This window comes from Micromonospora sp. NPDC000207 (genome assembly GCF_040300925.1).
GTDB lineage: Bacteria > Actinomycetota > Actinomycetes > Mycobacteriales > Micromonosporaceae > Micromonospora.
This window is the reverse complement of the sequence record NZ_JBEPEQ010000003.1, coordinates 81,373-100,618: the sequence shown is the minus strand read 5'-3', so window position 1 is coordinate 100,618 and position 19,246 is coordinate 81,373. Positions and strand designations below refer to the sequence as shown.

The window sequence follows — 19,246 nt, the reverse complement described above, 5'->3', positions numbered from 1 at the left end:
CGGGGGAAGGTGATGTGTCAGTCGACGACGCGGGTTCGAAGTTGGTGCACATCGCCGTGCCGGCGGCGTACGTGCAGCACGTCGCGGCGCTCCTGGCCGAACTGGACGACTGGGGGGTGCAGGCGCGGCCAGTGCCCCGACAGCCCCGTCCCCGCCCACCGGAGGCCGCCGACTGGCCGACGACGGAGCTGAGGCAGTTCGCCCGGGGGCGATCCAAGAGCCACGATACGGTCCTGCGGATGCTGGACCTGCTCTCCACCCGGCCCGGCGAGTGGTTCTCGGCGGAGGAGGTGTGCGCCACCATCGGGGTGCCCCGACACCGGCTCGGTGGTGCCCTCGCCGGGGTGAGCCGGATGCTGCGCGCCCACCCGGCCTTCCGTGACCTCGGGCTGCCGTTGAACAGGTACGTCCCCAGCTCGCTCGACGGGGAGACCGGCACCTTCTACTGGATCAGCCCCGAGCAGGCCCGACGCTGGCAGGAGATCCGCGCCGAGCCGACCTGACCCGCCGCCGCCCGGCCCACGCCGACCTGGACCGGCCGCCCGCCGGCAGGTCCGCGCCGACCTCGTTCGGCCGCCCCCGGCAGGTCCGCGCCGACCTCGTTCGGCCGCCCCCCGGGCAGGTCCGCGCCGACCTCGGCCGGGTGGGTCTCAGCCCCGGTGGTAGTTGACGTGTGCCGCCCAGCCGGCGAAACCGAGCCGCTCGTAGAGGGACACCGCCGCCCGGTTGGAGTCGTCGACGTAGAGCATCACCCGGTCCAGCCCGCGCCGGTCCCGCAGGTACGCCAGCCCGGCGGTGGTCAACGCCCGACCGAGGCCGCCGCCGTGGGCCGCCGGGTCGACGCCGACCACGTACACCTCGCCCATCGGCGGCGAGCCCGGCCGCTCGTGCACCTTCGTCCAGTGGAATCCGAGCAGCCGGTCGGTGGCGGTGTCCACTGCGAGCAGGAAACCGGCCGGGTCGAACCAGGGTTCGTCGAGGCGTACCCGCAGGTCGGATCCGGTCCATCGGCCCTGCTCGGGATGATCGGCGAAGGCCCTGGCGTTGACCGCGAGCCAGGCGGCGTCGTCGACGCCGGGGCGGAACGCCCTGATCGTCACCCCGTCGGGCAGGCGGGGCGGCTCGATCGGCGCGGTCAGGGACCGGCGCAGTTGCCAGAGCACCCGGGCGCGGGTGAAGCCGAGGTCGACGGCGAGCGCGGCGGCCGACGGGTGGTCGCCGTGGGACCACGCGCGCACCGGCCCGGTCGCCGCCGCCAGGACGCCCCGGGCCAACGCCCGTCCGGTGCCCCGCCTGCGGTGGGCCGGGTGCACCACCAGGTCCACCCCGGTTCCGGTGGTGGTGTCGGTGACGTCGAGGTGGGCGTACCCGGTGAGGGTGCCGTCGTGGGCGCGGGCGGTGAGGTGCACGGCCGGGGCCTCGGGGTCGCGCAGGCGCAGGAGGACGTGCTCGTCCAGCGGTTCGGCCCCGTCGGCGTCGGCGGCCGCCCGGACGACGGCCAGGACCTCGGTCACCTCGGCGGCGGAGAGCCGGTCGGCCCGGCTCACCCGGTCGGTGGTGGGTTCGGCGCTGCCCACCCGTTCGGTGGTGGGTTCGGTGCTGCTCGCCCGTTCGGTGGTGGGTTCGGTGCTGCTCGCCCGGTCGGGGGTCGGTTCGGCGCTGCTCACCACGTCACGGTAGCCGCTGGGACCGACCTCGGTACGCCGGTGCCCGAGGCGGGTCCGGGGCGGTCCGGGGCCGGACCCGCCTCGGGGCGGGGTGCGGGCGGGACCTGTCAGGTCGCGCCGTCGGGCAGGGCGGTGAGGCGGAACCGGCTGGTCAGGTCGGGCAGGGCGTAGCGCAGGGCGTCGACGGTGCCCTGCCGGTCGCCGCCGGCGTCGTGCAGGAGCACCACCGAGCCGGGCTGGACGTAGGTGGTCAGGACGTTGGCGATGCGCTGCGGCCCCGGTGCCCGCCAGTCCGATGGGTCCACCGTCCAGTGCAGCGGGGTCATGCCCAACTCCCGGGCCACCGAGACCACCGGGTACGTCCACGCCCCGCCGGGTTGCCGGAACCACACGATCGGCGCGTCCGGTACGGCGGCCCGGATCGCCTGGCTGGTCCGGATGAGGTCGGCCCGGATCACGTCGGGCGAACGCTTGCCGAGCAGGAGGTCGTGGTTCCACGAGTGGTTGCACAGGGTGTGCCCGTCGGCGGCGATCGCCCGGACCAGGTCCGGGTGGTTGCGCGCGTTCTCGCCGACCACGCAGAAGGTGGCCTTGAGTCCGTACTCGCGCAGCACCTGCAACACCTGGGGGGTGTAGTTCGGGTCGGGGCCGTCGTCGAAGGTGAGGGCCACCTCGTCGGTGCCGGTGGTGAGCTGGCTGCCGTAGAGGCCGTCGTCGCTGGAGGAGGAGGGGACAGGCGAGGGGCCGCCGCTCTGGGGCGCCTCGTCGGGTCCGTCCGGGGTCGGGTTCGCGGTGCCTGTCACCGGGGGTTGCTCGGCGTACTGGGTGCCGGTCATCTCGGCACCCAGGCCGGGGGACTGGATCGCAGCGGGGTCGGCGACCAGGCTCCGCCCGAGCGCGTACGCCGAGCCCAGGAGCGCCACCACCACCAGGGTGACGAGCGCGGCGGTCCGCCCGGCGGTCGCGGCCCGCATCAGGCGTTCCGTCCCGGTACCTCGGGCGGGTTCGGGCCACCCGCTGCCCGGCTCCCCGTTTTCACTGCACGCACCGTGGTCCCTTCCTCGCTAATCCGGCAGTCAGAATAGAGCCGGCGAGAAGGGCAAATGGTGCGTATCGGGATAATCGCCCGAGGCGACGGGTCAGGCGGGTACGGGAGCCTTTTCGGTCTCCGGGAGCGACCGGGACGGCGGCACGACGAACTTGTAGCCGACCTGCCGGACCGTGCCGATCATCGACTCGTACTCCGAGCCGAGCTTGGCCCGCAGTCGACGGACGTGCACGTCGACGGTCCGGGTGCCACCGAAGTAGTCGTACCCCCAGACCTCGCGCAGCAGCTGGTCACGGGTGAACACCCGGCCCGGGTGCTGGGCGAGGAACTTCAGCAGCTCGAACTCCTTGTAGGTGAGGTCGAGGGGGCGGCCCTTGAGGCGGGCGGCGTAGGTGTCCGGGTCGATGGTCAACTCGCCGGCCCGGATCGAGCCGCCGGCCCCGCTGGTGGCGTTGCTGAGTCGGCCGACCGCCAGCCGTAGCCGGGCCTCCACCTCCGCCGGTCCGGCGGAGGCGAGGATGACGTCGTCGACCCCCCAGTCGGCGTTGAGGGCGATCAGCCCCGCCTCGGTGACCACCGCGACGAGCGGCACCCCGAGCCCGGTGGCGTGCAGCATCCGACAGGTCGCCCGAGCCTCGCTCAACTCGGAGCGGGCATCCACCAGGACCGCGTCCGGGCTGGGCCCGGCCACCAGGGTGCGTACGTCGCGGGGTGCGGTCCGCACCGAGTGTGGCAGCAGGTCCAGCGCGGGCAGGACTGCCGATGGTTCGCCTGCGCGTGCGGTCACCAGGAGCAGGAGTTCCACACGATCACCTCCGTCCGGCGGCTGTACGCCGCGCGCGACCGGCGGCGTCCGGGGAGGCGTCGCCGGCAGTTGACGTTGGCCCGGCGTCAGGGGCCGGCCCTCACGCCGCTGTCAGGAACTGACGAGCGCAGTGGTCGGGGCTGACGTCTCGTTCCCGGCATCGCTGGCGGGCGGGTGTCGGCACGAGCCTAACCGATGGCTCACGCCTGGCCATTCCGCCTTATCCCGTTCATCACTTGTGCCCCATCTTGTAGACCAGGTTTTAACGTGGCCGAAACCGTGTCCCCCGGACTCGCCGCCCGGTCTGGCACGATCGGTACGTGCATCCCTCCAGCCCGCCCGGGACAGGGCGCGATCCGTGGGCCGACGACGACGCGGGCCCGAGCGCCACCGCGCCGACCCCGCGATCCGGCCCGACCGACGCGGAACCCCCGGCCAAGCGGAGCCGACCGCGCCGGTTCCGCAAGAGCGGCGAGGCGGCACGTCGCCCCGACGACGAGCCCGACCCGACCGACGACGAGGTGGACGACGAACCACCGGTCGAGATCTCCCGGCAGCTCTCGCTCACCGTCGCCGGTTTCGCCGCGCTCCTCGGCATCGGCCTGGTGCTCGGTGCACAGACCGCCGGCCCCGGGCACCGGCTGCCCTTCGCGATCATCCTGTTCGGTGTCCAACTGCTGTTCATCCTGGCCTGGACGATGGCGGTCCGGCCCCCCGCGCTCCTGGTCGTCGCCGTGGTCAGCGCCGGATCCGCGGTGGTCGCCAACGTCGTCGCCGTCCGCTCCGCCGAGCCCGGGCTCGCCCCCCTGGGGTACGTCGTGGTGGCCGGGTTCGTGGTCGCCGTCGCCGGTCAGCTCGTCCGCCGGACCGACCGGGCCCGGGTGACCGACTCCCTCGGGGTCACCCTGCTCACCGTCCTCGGGGTGGTCGCCTTCGCCGGACTGCTCGTCCTCAGCCGCATCCCGGCCGGGACCCAGGCCGTCACCGTCTGCCTGACCGCCGCCGGGGTGGCGCTGGCCGTGGCCCGGTCCACCGACGCCGTGCTCGTCTGGCCCCGCCTCGCCCCCCAGGTGCCGCGAGCCGCAGCCGGGGTGGTGGTCGGGGCGATGGTCGGCACCCTGGCCAGCGCGGTCTTCGGGAGCTTCCTGGTGGCCCCGTTCACCCCGTCCCGGGCCGCGCTGATCGGGCTCCTCGCGGCGGTCACCGCCGTCCTGGCCGACCTCGCCCTCGGGTACGCCGAGGTGGGCCGGGTGATGGCCGGTGAGCCCCCCACCATGTGGATCGCCCGGCATCTCCAGGGTCCGCTCGGCGGCTTCGCGATGGCCGCCGCAGCGGCGTACCCGATGTGTCGGTTGTTGCTGTGAACCGCCGATTGAGGTTTCCTCGCATCGGGTAAACCGCACCCCTGCGGCCACGACCGTGGATCCGCACGACACCCCGAGAAAGTGGAGGCGGCGTGGCCGACAGCTACCCGACGTCCGACGGCCGACCCCGCCGATCAGGTCGACCCCGGCGGCGGGGACGCAAGGTGCTCGTCACCCTCGTCGTCCTGGTGCTGCTCCTCGGCGGGCTGGCGGTCGCCGCAGACCGGGTCGCCGTCTCGGTCGCCGAACGGACCATCGCCGACCAGGTGCAGCAGGAGGTGAGCCGACAGCGGATCGACTCCGCAGCCCCGCAGGTGGAGGTGGCCGGCTTCCCCTTCCTCAACCAGGTCGTCGCCGGCCGATACGAACAGATCAGCATCCAGCTGCGCGACGTACGCGGCTCGGTCCAGGGCAACGCCGTCAACCTGCCCTCCCTCGACGTCGACGCCCGCAACGTCCGGGCCTCCCTGGACACCCTGCGGACCGGGCAGGGCGACGTGATCGCCGAGACCGTCGACGGCACCGGCACGATCACGTACGACAGCCTCGCCGCCCTCCTCGACCGGCCGGGACTCAAGCTCGGCGAGCGCGACGGCCGCCTCGCGGTCACCGCCCCGGTGGACATCCTCGGCCAGGAGCTGACAGTCAGCGGGACCGCCGAGGTCACAGTCGGCGACCAGGGTCAGGTGGCCCTCAAGGTCGACGAGGTGGACGCCGAGGGGCTCCCCGCCCTGCCGCTGGCCCGTACCCTGCTCAACCAGTGGGCGCAGGGCATCTCGATCGACGTGCCCCTGCCGGAGCTGCCGTTCCAGTTGACGGTCCGGGAGGTCCGGCCGCTGCCCGGCGGCCTGGAGGTGACCGCCGACGCCCGGGACGTCCCGATCAACCAGCGTGTCGGATAGGCGTCCCGGATGGTGGTCGGCGGGTGGCATTCGGCGCGAGGGCTGGTAGCGTCGCTGCCCATGGGGACGTTCCTCACGAAACGGCGCGTGGTCGACCTGTGCCGCGTGGCCACCTGCCTGTGTTGCTCCGCCATCTGACGGCGGGGCTGTCCCTGGCTGCCTGAGGCAGCCTTCCGGCACGTGGGTTCTATCGAATCCCGATCGCCTCCCCCTGAACGCCCGGCAGCGGCGCCGTCGCACGAACCCGTGATCCGCCAAATCCATGGGATCCCGCGCGTGGTGCGACCACCTTTCCGCGCGCTGGCTCACCACCAATCCTCACCAGGGAGAGATCTGATGAGTCGCGACACCGCACTCGTCTCGGCCGAGTGGGCCGAGAAGAACCTCGACGCCCCGGGCGTCGTCTTCGTCGAGGTCGACGAGGACACCTCGGCCTACGACACCGGGCACATCGCCGGTGCCGTCAAGCTCGACTGGAAGACCGACCTCCAGGATCCGGTCCGCCGGGACTTCGTGAACAAGAACCAGTTCGAGGCGCTGCTCTCCGAGCGGGGCATCGGCAACGACGACACCGTCGTCCTGTACGGCGGCAACAACAACTGGTTCGCCGCGTACGCGTACTGGTACTTCAAGCTCTACGGCCACCGCGACGTCAAGCTGCTCGACGGCGGTCGCAAGAAGTGGGAGCTGGACGCCCGCCCGCTGGTCACCGACGCGGTGCAGCGCCCCGGCACCCAGTACGTCGCGCAGGAGCCGGACAACACCATCCGCGCGTTCCGCGACGAGGTGGTCGACGCCATCGGGGTCAAGAACCTTGTCGACGTGCGGAGCCCCGACGAGTTCGCCGGTCGGCTGCTCGCCCCCGCCCACCTCCCGCAGGAGCAGGCCCAGCGGGCCGGCCACATCCCCACCGCGATCAGCGTGCCGTGGTCCAAGGCCGCCAACGAGGACGGCACCTTCAAGTCCGACGACGACCTCCGCAAGATCTACGGCGAGGCGGGGTTGGACGACGGCAAGGAGACCATCGCGTACTGCCGGATCGGCGAGCGCTCCTCGCACACCTGGTTCGTGCTCCAGGAGCTGCTCGGTCACCAGAACGTGAAGAACTACGACGGCTCCTGGACCGAGTACGGCTCGCTCGTCGGCGTGCCGGTCGCCCTCGGTGACGAGCCCGGAAAGGCGTGATCGAGATGACTGCTCCCACCGCCGCCGGTTGCGCCGCGCCCGACCAGGCCGCGCCGCTGCCCGCCAGTCTCGACCTGGAGAAGGAGACCGTCATCACCGGTCTGGTGACGGCCGAGTCCGGCGAGGTAGTGCCGGGCGCGTACGTCCGCCTGCTCGACTCCACCGGTGAGTTCACCGCAGAGGTGGTGACCTCCCCGGCCGGGCAGTTCCGGTTCTTCGCCGCTCCGGGTGCCTGGACCCTGCGGGCGCTGTCCCGGCACGGCAACGGCGACACCGCCGTCACCGCTGCCCGGGGCGTGAACGAGGTAGCCGTCACCGTCGCCGCCTGAGGTGCAAGGAAGGGCCCCCTGTTAACGCCTGCGGTATAGCGGGGTACCCCTCTCACCACGTACGAACGGCTCGGGCCGGTCCTCCCCGTGCGGGGAGGACCGGCCCGAGCCGTCCGCGTGTTCGGGAGGGGTTCTCCGGGGCGGCTGATGGGCTCGGGGCGGGTGCAGGGGGCCTGGGTTGAGCTGGGCGTTTAGCCTTGAGGAATGTTGATGTTGCGCCGGGCGGCCGTGTTCGTGGGCGTCCTGACCCTCAGCTCGACCGTCCTCGTCCCGCCGGCTGCGGCCACGACGACCGCTGCGGCCACGACGACCGCTGCGGCCACGACGACCGCTGCGGCCACCACGGCGGCTGCGGCCACGACGACGGCTGTGGCCACGACGACGGCTGCGGCCACCACGGCGGCGGTCTCGACGACGACGTCGGCGGCCACCCAGGCGGCTGCGACGTCGTACGACCGGCCGACGACGTCGGCGGCAGAGGCGTCGGTGGCAGGGGTGTCGGCGGCAGGGGCGTCGGTGGTGCGCGGGCTCCCGGCCGAGCGGCCGATGCGCCTCGACACCCAGGTCGTCGACGAGGCCGACGTGCTCGGTGCCCGACGCGGCGAGGTGGAGTCGGCGCTCCAGGAGCTGCGACAGGAGACCGGGCTCCAGCTCTTCGTGGTCTACGTCCAGACGTTCAGCGGACGCAGTGCGCAGAACTGGGCCGACGAGACCGCCGAGCGCAGTGACCTTGGCACCCGGGACGCCCTGTTGGCCGTCGCCACCCGGGACCGGTCGTACGCGTACTCCTTCGACCGGGACTATCCGATGACCGACGGCCAGCTCGACCAGGTGGCCCGGGTGGCGATCGAGCCTCCGCTCGGCGCGAACGACTGGGCGGGTGCGGCGATCGGGGCGGCCGACGGATACCGGGCGGTGCTCGACAGGACCACCATTCCGGAGCCGGCCATCCAGCCCGGCCCCCCGGACACCCCGTCGAGCGGGGAACGGGCGGCCTCGTTGGCGAAGGTCCTCGTACCGCTGGGATTGATTGTCGCCGGGCTGCTGGCGCTCTGGCTGGTGCCGAAGGCCCGGCGACGCAGGCAGGCGCGGGAGTCCGCCGCGTTGGCCAAGGCCAAGACCGAGGAGATTGCCGGTCGGGCCAACGTCCTGCTGGTCGAGCTGGACAACGAGCTGCGCGCCAGCGAACAGGAACTCGTCCTCGCCACCGGACAGTACGGGCCGGAGGCCACCGCGTCGTTCACCGCAGCCCTCGCTGCGGCCCGCGCCGAACTGGGCGAGGCGTTCCGACTCCGTACCAGCCTCGACCAGGACGAGAACATCGACGACCCGACGCGACGACAGCGCCTCCTGGAGATCGTCGAGCGGTGCGAGCGGGCCGACAAGGGCCTCGACGCCGAGGCGGAGGCCTTCGAGAGGCTACGCGGGATCGAGCCCCGGGTGACCGAGTTCCTGACCGCGCTGGCGACCCGTCGGGCCGACCTCGACCAGCGGGCCGGGCGGGCCGAGGCCACCATGACCGCCCTGCACCGCCGGTACACCGACTCGGCGCTGTCCACAGTGGCCGGTGACGTGACCGAGGCCCGGGAACGGCTGGCCTTCGCCGCCGCGACGCTCGACGAGGCCGGGGCTGCGGCCCGCGAGCAGGCCCTGCCCCGGGCGGCACTGGGGGTACGGACCGCCGAGGAGGCACTGGGGCAGGTGGAGACGCTGCTCGACGGGATCGAACGGCTCGACGGTGACCTCACCGCCGCCCGGGAGGCCGCCGACGCCCTCCTCGCCGAACTGGACACCGAGATCGCCCAGGGCCGCGCCCTCCTCGCCGGCCGTCCCCTCCCACCGCCGCCCGGCCAGCACCCGGTCCCCGGGCAGAATCCGACGCCGGGGCAGCCCTCGACGCCGGGGCAGCCCTCGACGCCGGGGCAACACTCGATTCCGGGCCAGTATGCGGTCCCCGGCCAGCATCCGACGCCAGGGCATCCCGGGATGCCGGGCGGTGGGGAACTTCCGCCGGAGCGGCAGGCCGAGTTGACCGCCGCGGTGACCAGGGCGGAGCAGGTGACCGCCGCCGTACGCGCGGAGTTCGCCGGACCGACGACGGACCCGCAGGCGGCGGTGCACAGGCTGGAGGAGGTGGACGCCGCCATGGACCGGGCGCTGGCCAGCTCGATCGAGGCCGCCCAGCGGGTGGCCCGGGCACGCTCCCTGCTTCCCCGGAGCATCCAGGTGGCCGCCGCCGAGATCGACTCGGCGAGCCGGTTCGTGCACACCCGACGTGGTGCGATCGGTCAGCAGCCCCGGGTCCTGCTCGCCGAGGCCGGTCAGCACCTCGACCGGGCCCGGTCCCTCGCCGAGGTCGATCCGGTCACCGCGTTGGCCGCCGCACAGCAGGCATCCACGCTCGCCGGTCGGGCCTCCCAGGCGGCCCGGTCCGACGTGAACACCTGGAACCAGGGTGACTTCGCCGGGCACGGCGGAGGCTCCGGGGGTGACGCCTTCTGGGGCGCCCTGCTCGGCGGGATCCTCGCCGGCAACTCCTCGGGCGGAACCTGGGGCGGCGGGTACGGCGGCAGCTCCAGCCGCTCCCGGCGTAGCAGCTCCAGTTACCGGTCCAGCGGGTCCAGCCGCAGGTCAAGCGGGTCGAGCAGCCGTCGCAGCGGTGGTGGCCGCAGCAGCGGTGGCCGTCGGGGCGGCGGCGGCCGGTTCTGACCGCAGTCCGGCAGCCCGGCGGGTCAGCCCGCGTCGCCGGGCCCGGTCAGCGCAGGAGTCGGCGGGCGCAGTCGCCGTGGTGCTCCGGACTGAGCACGCAGCGGCGGCCGTTGCCCACCAGCCGGTCGCAGAAGACCTGACGCCGTACGCCATGCAGGCCCGCCTCGCTCAGGGGCGTCTCGCCGAGCACCAGCTCCGGCAGGAACACCAACGACCTGGAGACCGTCCGCGCCAACAGGTACGCGGCGGCCAGATCCGTGACCCGTACGGTGAGATGGACGACGCCCGGGGGCGCTCGCCGTCTTCGGCCGTGGTCACGACCAGCCGCCCGGGGTGAACTGGCGCTGCCAGTCCCGTAGGGCCCGTTTGATCCGGACGTTCTCCTCGCGTACGGAGCCCGGCTCGGCGTGCAGCCGGTCCAGGTCACGGGCGACCCGGTCGAGGAACCGGGCGACCTCGATCGGGTCCAGCCCTCGCCGGACCAGGGTGAACTGTCGCTGTTGGACCTGCTCGCGCCGCAGCGGCCGGCGCTCGGGTCCGTGTGTCGCCGGTCGGTGCTCGGGTCCGTGTGTCGCCGGCTGGCGCTCGGGTCCGTGTGTCGCCGGCTGGCGCTCGGGTCCGTGCGTTGCCGGTCGGTGCCGCCCGGACCGTCGGTGGCCTTCCACGATCGGATCGCGGTGTCGACCAGTGTTGGGCGGGCGGACGGTGGCTCGGCCGAAGGCGGTGTGACCGGTCGCTGCGCCTGCCCGGTCGGGCCGGGTGGTCGAGCCTGTCCGGTCGGTTCGGGTGGGTGGGGCGGTGCGGGGCCGCCAGCGGAGGTGCCGGAACGGGTTGCGCAAGGTCGACCACCTTTCGGCGAGGACCCCGTACTCGGAGTGTGGGGGGTTGTCGGGGCTGGGACGGATCCACCGTGGACCCGCGCCAGCCGGTGCGAGCTCTGCCCGTTGCCACGCGAGGAGCGCGCCGCGATCGGCAGCATCGCCCTGAACCGGCTCACCGAGGAAGGTGCTTACGCCGGTACGCCGGTACGCCGGTACGCCGTGAGAGGGGAACCCCTCTCTACCGTAGGCGTTAACAGGGGGCCCTTCCTTGCACGGGGGTGCCGGGCCGGAGGACCGGCACCCCCACACGCGTCAGATGCCGGTTGCTCGGGTGCAGGTCGAGGAGGGGTTCAGCGCGAAGTCCACGGTGTGGGTGAAGCCCGCGTCGACCCTGATCCGCTGCACCTGCGGGACCCAGCCGTCCTTGGCGGCGATGACGTCGTACCGCCCCCGGGGCAGCCACCAGACGTACCGTCCCGCCGCGTCGGCGGTCAGGGTGTACCCGGTGGCCTGGTCGACCAGGTTGGCCCGGACCGTGGCCGGTACCCCGACGGTGGTCCCGCCGCAGGTGACCCCGGTGACAGTGCCCTGGATCTTGCCCCAGTTGCTGGGCGGGGCCACGTTCATCTTCACCGTCACCGGCGGCACCGGGTACGGGGAGTCCGAGACGACCCCCAGTTCACCGAGGTACGCACCCGGCTGTGCCACACCGGCCTGGGCGGTGGCGGTGAAGGTGACGGTGACGGTGCGGGAAGCCCCCGGGTCGAGGGTGAAGCTGGTCGGGTCGGTGGTCAGCCACGGCAGGTCGGCCGACTCCGTGCACCTGTCCAACCCGTCGAGTCGCTCACTGTCGGCGGAGCCGACGAACGAGCTGGGCGAACCGCCGATCTTGTACGTCCCGCACGCCGCCGCCCCCCGGTACCTGGGGAACCCGGTGTTGGGTAGGTCCCGCCAGGCTCCGGCGACCGGGTCGTAGCCGAGGGTGAAGTTGGTGACCGCCGTCGAACCGTTGGTCACCCCACCGGCCAGGATCAGCAGCCCCCCGGCGGTGGTGTACTGGGAGCCCCACAGGTCCACCGGGAGGTTCGGCAGGGCCGTCCAGGTGCCGGCACCCGGCTCGTACCGCCAGGTGTCGGTGTACTCGGTGGCCCCCACGCCCCCGGCGCAGTAGACGGATCCGCCGATCCCACCGCAGCCCAGCCAGGAGACCGGGTGCGGGTAGGTCGCACCGGTGGTGAAGGTGGCGGTGGCCGGGTCGAACACCACTGTCTTGTCGGACTCGGTGCAGGTGGCGTCGAGGCAGCCGCCCACCAGGTAGATCTTTCCGTTGACGACAGCACCACCGGCCGCCGCCGCCGGGGCCGGGTTCACCGCCCCGGGGACGGTGCTCCAGGTGCCGGCCGCCGGGTCGAAGACGTCCACCGAGGCGACCGGGTCGTCGTCGTCACCCCAACCACCCAGCACGTGGATCTTGCCCCCGACCACTGCGGCCACCGGCTTCGACCGGGCGTTCGGCAGGTCCGGCAGGGCCGACCAGCTCGCTGCGGCGGGGTCGTACACCCAGGCCTTGCGCTCCAGTCCGGTGCCGCCGCCCCCGCCGACGGAGTAGATCCGGCCGTCGAGGTTGACCGCCGCGTTGTCGTAGATCGCGGAGGGGAGCTTGGCGACGGGTGCCCACGCGTCGGCAGCGTTCCCGCCCGACCGGTCCGGTGCGATCCGGTCGGTGTGCCCACCGCCGTACCCGGGGCCGGTGCGGGCCGGGCTGATCCCCTTCACTGTGACGTCCCGGCGGGGCGAACCCGCCCGGTCGGCGAGGGTCTCGAACCCGCCACCGCGTTCGGTGAGGTCCACGGTGGTCGGTGCGGTGCCGGTGTTGCGGACCGTGATCCGGGTGCTCCGGGCACTGTTGTACGGCTGCTGGGACTCCAGGTTGGTCGGGGTCACAGTCAGCCGACCGGCGGTCAGCGCGAAGTCGGCCCGCCGGGCCTGGTCGGCGACGACGGTGACCGACCGGGTCAGCGGCGGGTACGGAGTCCGGGTGACTGTGAACGGGCGTGCCCCGGTCAGGCCGGAGAACAGGTGGTAGAACCCGTCCGCCAGGTTCGCGTCGTCCGGCGTGGCCACCGTGACGGCCCGGTCCTGCGGCCGGTCGTCGCTGGTCACCGTCGCCCCCACCACCGGGGATCCGGTGTTGCGGTCGGTGACGGTGCCGACCACCAGTCCGCCCGGCACGGGGGCGCACTGCCTGTTGACGACCTGGACGTCGTCCACCTGCCACCACCAGGCGTAGGTCCCCTTGAACCGGAACCGGACCTGGACGGCGGCGGTGTTCGCCGCCGAGGTCAGCGGGACCTCCTCGACCCGGGGGCCCCGACGGCTGGCGGTCTGGTGCCACACGTTGGTCCAGGTCGCCCCGGCGTCGGTGGATACGTCGACGTCGGCGGTGTCACTGAACCCGACCGCCCGCCAGTCGCTGTTGAACCGGAGCACCGGGGCTCCGGCCCCGGACAGGTCGACCGGTGGGGTGACCAGGTCGGTGTCCTGGGTGTTGCCCGCACCGAGCTGGTCGGAGTCGACGATGGCGAAGCCGCCGGTGCCGCCGGTGAGGTTCCCCCGTCGGCCCAGGTCCGTGAAGACCCAACCCCCCTTGTCGGTACGGTTGCGCACCGTCCAGCCCTCCGGGGCGGACGTACCGTCGAAGCTCTGCGACAGCAGCGGGGCGCTGAGGCTGGCGGCGTACCCGGCGGCGGTGCAGCCCGCCTCGACGGGGACCGCCACGTCCACGGTCTTCGCGCCGTCGGTGACCGTCACCTCGGACTGGACGGTCCGGTAGCCCGGGTACCGGGCGGTGGTGGTGAGCCGGTAGTCGGCGTCGCCGGGCACCGTCACCGAGTACCGTCCGGTCACCGGGTTGGTGAAGACGGGTGCCCCGGGACGACCGGAGACCTCGATCGAGGCGTACAGCGGCCAGCCGTGGCCGGAGCCGTCGGTGACGGTGCCGGAGATGGTGACCGAGGTGGCGGCGCGCAGCGTGAAGTCGCGTACCACCTCGTCGCCGTCGGCGACGGTGACGGTCTCGGTGCGCTCGCCGTAGCCGTAGGCGCTGGCGGTCAGGGTGACCTCGCCGGCCGGGACGGTGAGCGAGTACCGGCCCGCCGAGTCGGTGGTGGCCTGTCGGGTGCCGGCGACGACTGTCGCCCCCACCAGGGGGTCACCGTCGGCCGCGTCGGTCACCGTCCCGCCGACGGTGCCGACCGGGCCGCGCGGGGCCGCCTCGACCGCCGCGTACGCGTCGAGCCGCCCCTCGCCGAAGACGTTGTTGTCGTCGGCGGTCCCCCCGCAGGTGGTGGCGTCGACGTCGACGGCGGTGTCGTCGAGGAGCGTCTCGGTGGCGGCGAGGTCCCCGCGCAGCGTCGGCGCTGCCGACCAGAGCAGGGCGACCGATCCGGAGACGTGCGGCGCGGCCATCGAGGTGCCGTTGAACGCCGCGTACCCCCCGCCGGGGACGCTGGACCGGACGTTGCTCCCCGGGGCGGCGATGTTCGGCTTGAACCTCGCCGGGTCGGTGGCGTTCCCCCGGGACGAGAAGCTGGAGATGGCGTTCGTCGACGTGTACGACCCCACCGCGTACGAGTTCGGGTAGTCGCCGGGGGAGCCGGCGGTCCCGCAGGCCGGTCCCTCGTTGCCGGCGGAGAAGACCGGGAAGATCCCGGCGGCCCGCCAGGCGGTGACGGTCTGCTGGTACCACGGGTCTCCGCCGTCGCCGCCCCACGAGTTGTTCACGATGTCGGGGCGCAGGTCGGGTCGGGGGTTCTGGCCGCTCGCGTCGGTCGGGGCGAGGACCCACTGACCGGCGGCGAGCAGCGCGGCGTCGGCGCAGCTGGTGCTGGCGCACCCCTTGGCGGCGATCCACTTCGCGCCGGGGGCCACACCCACCTGGTTCCCGGCCCCGTCGTCGCCGACCATCGTGCCCATGGTGTGCGTACCGTGGTCGTTGTTGTCGCAGGGCGCGGCCCCGGAGCACACCCGGGTCGGGTCGAACCAGTTGTACGCGTGGTCGAAGCGACCTCCGCCGAGGTTGCCCCGGTACGCACCGACCAGCGCCGGATGGTCGTACGCCACCCCGCTGTCGATGTTGGCGACCACCACGCCCTCGCCCCGGACGCCGAACTCGTCCCACACCCGGGGTGCCCGGATGTTCGTCACTCCCCATTCGGCGGCTTTGGTGCCGGCGCGTCCACCCTCGGCCGGGGTCGGCTTGACCAGCGGATAGCTGCGGCTCGCCGCGACCCGGGCCACCTCGGGGCGGGCCGCGATCTCGTCGAGCAGGGCCCGGTTGCCCTCGACCCGCAGCGCGTTGGCGATCCAGTATCCGGTGTAGGCGGCTTTCCGCTCGTCGAGCAGCGCCCGCAGCCCACCCTGGGTGCGTTCGGCGGTGGTGGTGAGCAGGCGGTGCACCTCACCGGCCCGCTCGTCGGCGTCGGCGAGCTTCGCCGTACCGGCCAGGGGGGCCTGTTCGCGGAGGTAGACCAGGAAGGTCGCGGTGCCGGTGGCGTCGAGTCGGCGGACCAGTTCCCCGTCGACCTCGGCCCGGGCGGGCGCCGGTGCGGCGGTGGCCGGGGCGGCGAGGGCGGGCTGGGCGGTGAGCGCCAGGAGGGCCGCCGCGACGGCGACCGCCGATCGGCGTAACGCTGATGGTCCGGTGGGTCTGCTGAACACGGTTCCTCCCCACGGTGACGGACCCGATCGGTTCGGGTCCGGTGGCGTGCGCCGGGGTCGCGGCCACGCGGGAGCGGGCGGGGCGGGAGTTACGGATGGTGGCCCCCGGTTCCGCTGAGAGTCATGCTCTGGTGCGGAATCGGGTCGATCAATGCCTGTCGGCTGTCGGCAATCGGTCAAAGAGTTTCGATGAATGGGAACCCGTGTCACGACCCGATGTGCTTGCCGACCCGACTCTCTCCGACCGGCCCGGCGCTGCGTGACACGATGGCCGGGTGAACGCCGCCGCCCCGACCTGGTACGCCCCACCCCCCGAGCCGCAGCCGGAACCCGGGTCGGGCTGGCCGCGCTGGCTGATCGTCGGCACCGTTGTCTGGGCGGTGCTGCTGGCCGCGCTCACCTGGCGTTCGGCCCGCAACGACGAACCCACGGTCCGCGAGCAGCGCAGCCTCTCGGAGGCGGTCCCGGTGGTCGACCGGGCGATCGGTGCCCTGGTCGCGGCCGCCGGTGCCGAACCGGTGGTCCTCCTCGGCCCGGACCGGCTGGACGAGGGGTGCCGCATCACCCCGTTCTCCGACGGGGCCGTCCTGGCGCGGACGGTGGAGGTGGTCGGTGGGTCCGACGACGTCGCCCCCCTGCTGGAGCGGGTCGCGGCCGGACTGCCCGCCGAGTACCAGGCCCGGGTCCGGCCCAGTGACAGGGGTCTGCGGCTGCGGGCCGACGCGGGGGAGTTCGTCACGATCACCGGGGAGGCCGACGGGCCCGGTCGGGCCCGGTTCACCGCCGACACCGGATGCCGTCCGCTCGGCGGTCACCGGCCGGAGTCGGCACCGGCGGTCGGCCCCGAGGCGGACGCCCTCAGCCGGGTGCTGGCCACCCTGGACCGGCCGGAGGCGACACCGCCGGAGTTGTTGACCACCCGCTGCCCGGACGGCGACCGGCGGGCCCGCACGGTCCGGGTCTCCACCGCGCCCGGGGTGGACCCGTCCGCCGCCCGGACCTCGGACGCCGCCGGGACCGTGGTCCTCGACACCCCCGAGGTGTACGCCTACCGCACCGGCCCGGTCACAGTGGTCGTCGACCACGCCGACGACGGGGTCCGCCTCGCCGCCGCCACCGGGTGCGCCCCGGACGGGAGCTAGCCCCCGGCCCGCCGCCCGGGCGGTAAGCCGTGCCTCCTGACGGGAGCTAGTGGCCCCGGCTGGGGTCGTGCGGCCCCCGGCTGCGCCCCAGGGCGTCCACGGTTCCCCACCGACCCCGGATGTCGAGCAGCTCGATGCGGCCCATCCCCTCCGGCACCATCGGATCGATGATCAGGTGCTCCTGCTGTGGTTCCAGCCCGAGCATGACCCGCAGCAGGAGCAACGGTGTCCCCGCCGACCAGGCCTGCGGGCTGCACGCCGTCGGGTACTGCACCGGGTATTCGGTGAGCGACCGCTGGTAGCCCGCGAACGCCTCGGGCAGCCGCCCGCCGAAGTGCTGGGAGGCGCTGAGGATCGCCTCGCAGATCTGTCCGGCCTCCTCCCGGTAGCCGTACCTGCGCAGCCCCCAGGCGATGATCGAGTTGTCGAACGGCCAGACAGTGCCGACGTGGTAGCCGACCGGGTTGTACCGACTCTGGCCGGTGGCGAGCGTACGGACCCCCCAACCGGAGAAGAGCCGGGGACCGAGGAGATGTTCGGCGATCCTCCCCGCCCTGGACTCGTCGACGATCCCGCTCCACAGCAGGTGCCCGATGTTGGAGGTGAGCGCGTCGACAGGGCGCCCCTCGGGGTCGAGGGCGAGGGCGTAGTACTCCCCGTCTTCGATCCAGAAGTCCCTGTTGAACCGGGCCTTCAACTCCGCCGCCTCCCGTTCCAGCCGGTCGGCGTAGTCCGGATCGTTCCAGAACTTCCGGGCCAGCCGGGCACCCCGGATCTTCGCGTCGTAGGCGTACCCCTGGATCTCGCAGGTGGCCCGGGGGAACCCGGGCAGCCCGCCGTCGGCCCGGGTGATCGCGTCCGGGGAGTCCTTCCAGCACTGGTTGGGCAGCCCGGTGGTCGGGTTGCGGGTCCGGTACCAGACGTATCCGGTGCCGAGCAGGTCACCGTAGGTGTCGATCCAGGCCAGCGCGGCGCGGGTCTGCGCCTCCAGCTGTCGGACCAGTCGACCGTCCCCGGTCCACCGCTCGTACTCGTCGAGGAGGATCACGAACAGGGGGGTGGAGTCGGCCCCGCCGTAGTAGGGGGAGTGCGGTTGCTCCTCGAAGCCGGCCGTCTCGCCGTACCGGAGTTCGTGCAGGATCTTGCCGGGTTCCTCGTCCCGGAAGTCGTCGATCCGGGTGCCCTGGAGGCCGGCGAGGATGGTGATCGTCGGCGGCACCAGGTCGGGCAGGAACGGCAGGATCTGCAAGGAGGTGAAGATGCTGTCCCGGCCGAAGAGGGTCATGAACCAGGGCAGTCCGGCGGCGATCAGGCGTACCCCGATGGTGATCGACTGGTACCGCAGGGCCGCCAGGTCGTTGAGGCTGCGCCGGTACGCCCCGGCCAACGGCCCGCAGTCGCAGCCCAGCTTGGGCGCCCGGTCGATCAGCTCCTGCTGTTCGGCGAGGATCACCTGAGGGGTCCGGTCGCCGATCAGCGGCAGGACGGCCCGGGCGTCCCGGCCCTTGGTGTCCCTGATGACCGCCGCCACGTGCAGCAGGGTGTTCCACTCGTCGTGCGGACCGATCCGGATGTGGAACGTCATCCCCTCCGCGTCGACCTCCGCGTCGGTGCTGCTGGTGATCAGCGACTCGCGGCGGAACCCGGCCCGCTGGTACACCAGCCGCAGCTCGTTGTGCCCCGGTTCGGCGGTGACCCGACCCTGCTTCGGCTGCACGTTCTTGATCTCGAACAGGTCGGCGAAGTCGGTGCCCATCGCGACCCGGACGGTCAGCCGGATCGTCTCCCGGGAGTGGTTGAAGACTGTGAGCTGCTCGGCGAGCCCCTCGCTGATCCACCGGTGCCGCATCAGCGAGACCCGGGTGTCGAGGTCGTGCATCGGCTCGCCGGGGGCGAGGAAGAACTGACTCTGGTACGAGTGCGCGTCGTCGGCGGAGAGCAGGTGCAGGCGCGCCCCGCCGAGGGTCAACACCCAGGTCGACAGGAACCGCGTGTCGAAGGAGAACAGCCCGGTCGGGGCGTCCGGTGCCGGCTCGATGTCCCCCCGGTCGTCGCTGACCAGGAAGGTGTTTCCGTCCAGGATGCTGACCAGGTCGCTCATCGGGTCCCCCCGCCCTGGGCCTGCACCGACTCCCGGGCGGTCTCACGCGGGTCCCGGGTGCCCGGAGGGCTCGGGAGGAACCCACGGAAGGCGAGGAAGAGCCGGATGTCCCCGACGATCGTCGTCTCACTGCGCAGCATCGCCGCGATGGCCTGCTCGGAGCCGGTGACCAGCCGGTCGAAGAAGTCGGATCGGCACACCCAGGTGGCGTCCGCGTCGGAGCTGTCCCGGCTCACCCGGGCCTCGCCCGGGGCCATCTCGACCCGCCAGTGGGCGGTGTGGCCACCGTGGTAGAGGTCGATCCGCAGGCTGCCGCGCAGGGGGCTGCGGAGCACCGCCGGGGCGCGCTCCGGCAGCGATGCGAAGAACTCCTCGGTGGCCCCTGTCACATGTCGAATCGTAGGAGCGGAACGTCTCCGCCGGGCCGGAAGTCGCGCACCGCACCGACTCCGTT

General features: G+C 73.0%; 17 protein-coding genes. 8 read left to right on the top strand and 9 right to left on the bottom strand.

Features of this window, described 5'->3' with window-relative positions; translation table 11 throughout:
* The first annotated feature begins 14 nt into the window (after positions 1-14).
* Positions 15-503: a hypothetical protein gene (locus tag ABT336_RS02100; protein WP_350894614.1), complete on the top strand. Its 489-nt coding sequence runs from the start codon at positions 15-17 to the stop codon at positions 501-503.
* A gap of 147 nt (positions 504-650) precedes the next feature.
* On the opposite strand, the gene mshD is transcribed toward ABT336_RS02100, so the two are convergent.
* The 3 genes from mshD to ABT336_RS02085 form a co-directional block, all read right to left on the bottom strand.
* A complete protein-coding gene (gene mshD / locus ABT336_RS02095) occupies positions 651-1,577 on the bottom strand; it encodes a mycothiol synthase (protein ID WP_350894648.1) in 927 nt (308 codons plus the stop codon).
* A 197-nt stretch (positions 1,578-1,774) separates the two neighbouring features.
* Positions 1,775-2,641: a polysaccharide deacetylase family protein gene (locus ABT336_RS02090; RefSeq protein WP_350894613.1), complete on the bottom strand. Its 867-nt coding sequence runs from the start codon at positions 2,639-2,641 to the stop codon at positions 1,775-1,777.
* 165 nt (positions 2,642-2,806) lie between these two features.
* Positions 2,807-3,520 carry a winged helix-turn-helix transcriptional regulator gene (locus ABT336_RS02085; RefSeq protein WP_350894612.1) on the bottom strand — a complete coding sequence of 238 codons (714 nt, stop codon included), beginning with the start codon at positions 3,518-3,520 and terminating at the stop codon, positions 2,807-2,809.
* A 320-nt stretch (positions 3,521-3,840) separates the two neighbouring features.
* Between ABT336_RS02085 and ABT336_RS02080 the strand changes: the two genes are divergently transcribed.
* The 5 genes from ABT336_RS02080 (at position 3,841) to ABT336_RS02060 (ending at position 7,300) form a co-directional block, all read left to right on the top strand.
* Positions 3,841-4,884, top strand: a complete 1,044-nt coding sequence (locus ABT336_RS02080; RefSeq protein ID WP_350894611.1) for a hypothetical protein — start codon at positions 3,841-3,843, stop codon at positions 4,882-4,884.
* A 92-nt stretch (positions 4,885-4,976) separates the two neighbouring features.
* Complete coding sequence (locus ABT336_RS02075; protein ID WP_350894610.1) at positions 4,977-5,786, top strand: LmeA family phospholipid-binding protein; 810 nt, start codon at positions 4,977-4,979, stop codon at positions 5,784-5,786.
* A 9-nt stretch (positions 5,787-5,795) separates the two neighbouring features.
* Positions 5,796-5,924: an Ms5788A family Cys-rich leader peptide gene (locus tag ABT336_RS02070; RefSeq protein ID WP_350894609.1), complete on the top strand. Its 129-nt coding sequence runs from the start codon at positions 5,796-5,798 to the stop codon at positions 5,922-5,924.
* A 198-nt stretch (positions 5,925-6,122) separates the two neighbouring features.
* Entirely contained in the window at positions 6,123-6,971 is an 849-nt protein-coding gene (locus ABT336_RS02065; RefSeq protein WP_350894608.1) for a sulfurtransferase, read from the top strand.
* A 5-nt stretch (positions 6,972-6,976) separates the two neighbouring features.
* On the top strand, positions 6,977-7,300 hold the full coding sequence (locus ABT336_RS02060) for a DUF1416 domain-containing protein (RefSeq protein ID WP_434741867.1): 324 nt from the start codon (positions 6,977-6,979) through the stop codon (positions 7,298-7,300).
* A 191-nt stretch (positions 7,301-7,491) separates the two neighbouring features.
* Here ABT336_RS02060 and ABT336_RS02055 read toward each other — a convergent pair whose 3' ends face one another.
* Positions 7,492-7,860, bottom strand: a complete 369-nt coding sequence (locus ABT336_RS02055; RefSeq protein ID WP_350894606.1) for a hypothetical protein — start codon at positions 7,858-7,860, stop codon at positions 7,492-7,494.
* Here ABT336_RS02055 and ABT336_RS02050 point away from each other — a divergent pair.
* Positions 7,847-10,009: a TPM domain-containing protein gene (locus tag ABT336_RS02050; RefSeq protein ID WP_350894605.1), complete on the top strand. Its 2,163-nt coding sequence runs from the start codon at positions 7,847-7,849 to the stop codon at positions 10,007-10,009. The two genes, ABT336_RS02055 and ABT336_RS02050, sit on opposite strands and share 14 nt — an antisense overlap.
* 46 nt (positions 10,010-10,055) lie before the next feature.
* On the opposite strand, the gene ABT336_RS27470 is transcribed toward ABT336_RS02050, so the two are convergent.
* The 3 genes from ABT336_RS27470 to ABT336_RS02035 all read right to left on the bottom strand — a co-directional run bounded on the left by ABT336_RS27470 (position 10,056) and on the right by ABT336_RS02035 (position 15,549).
* Complete coding sequence (locus ABT336_RS27470) at positions 10,056-10,217, bottom strand: hypothetical protein (protein WP_502891080.1); 162 nt, start codon at positions 10,215-10,217, stop codon at positions 10,056-10,058.
* A gap of 106 nt (positions 10,218-10,323) precedes the next feature.
* The gene (locus ABT336_RS02040; RefSeq protein ID WP_502891079.1) at positions 10,324-10,848 is read right to left on the bottom strand and encodes a DivIVA domain-containing protein; all 525 of its coding nucleotides are present in this window, start codon (positions 10,846-10,848) and stop codon (positions 10,324-10,326) included.
* A 294-nt stretch (positions 10,849-11,142) separates the two neighbouring features.
* The gene (locus tag ABT336_RS02035; protein ID WP_350894603.1) at positions 11,143-15,549 is read right to left on the bottom strand and encodes a S8 family serine peptidase; all 4,407 of its coding nucleotides are present in this window, start codon (positions 15,547-15,549) and stop codon (positions 11,143-11,145) included.
* A 275-nt stretch (positions 15,550-15,824) separates the two neighbouring features.
* Here ABT336_RS02035 and ABT336_RS02030 point away from each other — a divergent pair, with 275 nt between their 5' ends.
* Positions 15,825-16,691, top strand: a complete 867-nt coding sequence (locus tag ABT336_RS02030) for a hypothetical protein (protein ID WP_350894602.1) — start codon at positions 15,825-15,827, stop codon at positions 16,689-16,691.
* A gap of 46 nt (positions 16,692-16,737) precedes the next feature.
* Here the strand turns inward: ABT336_RS02030 and ABT336_RS02025 are convergent, their stop codons facing one another.
* Together ABT336_RS02025 and ABT336_RS02020 are read right to left on the bottom strand one after the other, a co-directional pair.
* Positions 16,738-18,792, bottom strand: a complete 2,055-nt coding sequence (locus tag ABT336_RS02025) for an amylo-alpha-1,6-glucosidase (protein WP_350894601.1) — start codon at positions 18,790-18,792, stop codon at positions 16,738-16,740.
* A complete protein-coding gene (locus ABT336_RS02020) occupies positions 18,789-19,181 on the bottom strand; it encodes an SCP2 sterol-binding domain-containing protein (RefSeq protein WP_350894600.1) in 393 nt (130 codons plus the stop codon). Before ABT336_RS02020 ends, ABT336_RS02025 begins: the two co-directional genes overlap by 4 nt.
* Between the last annotated feature and the right edge of the window lie 65 nt (positions 19,182-19,246).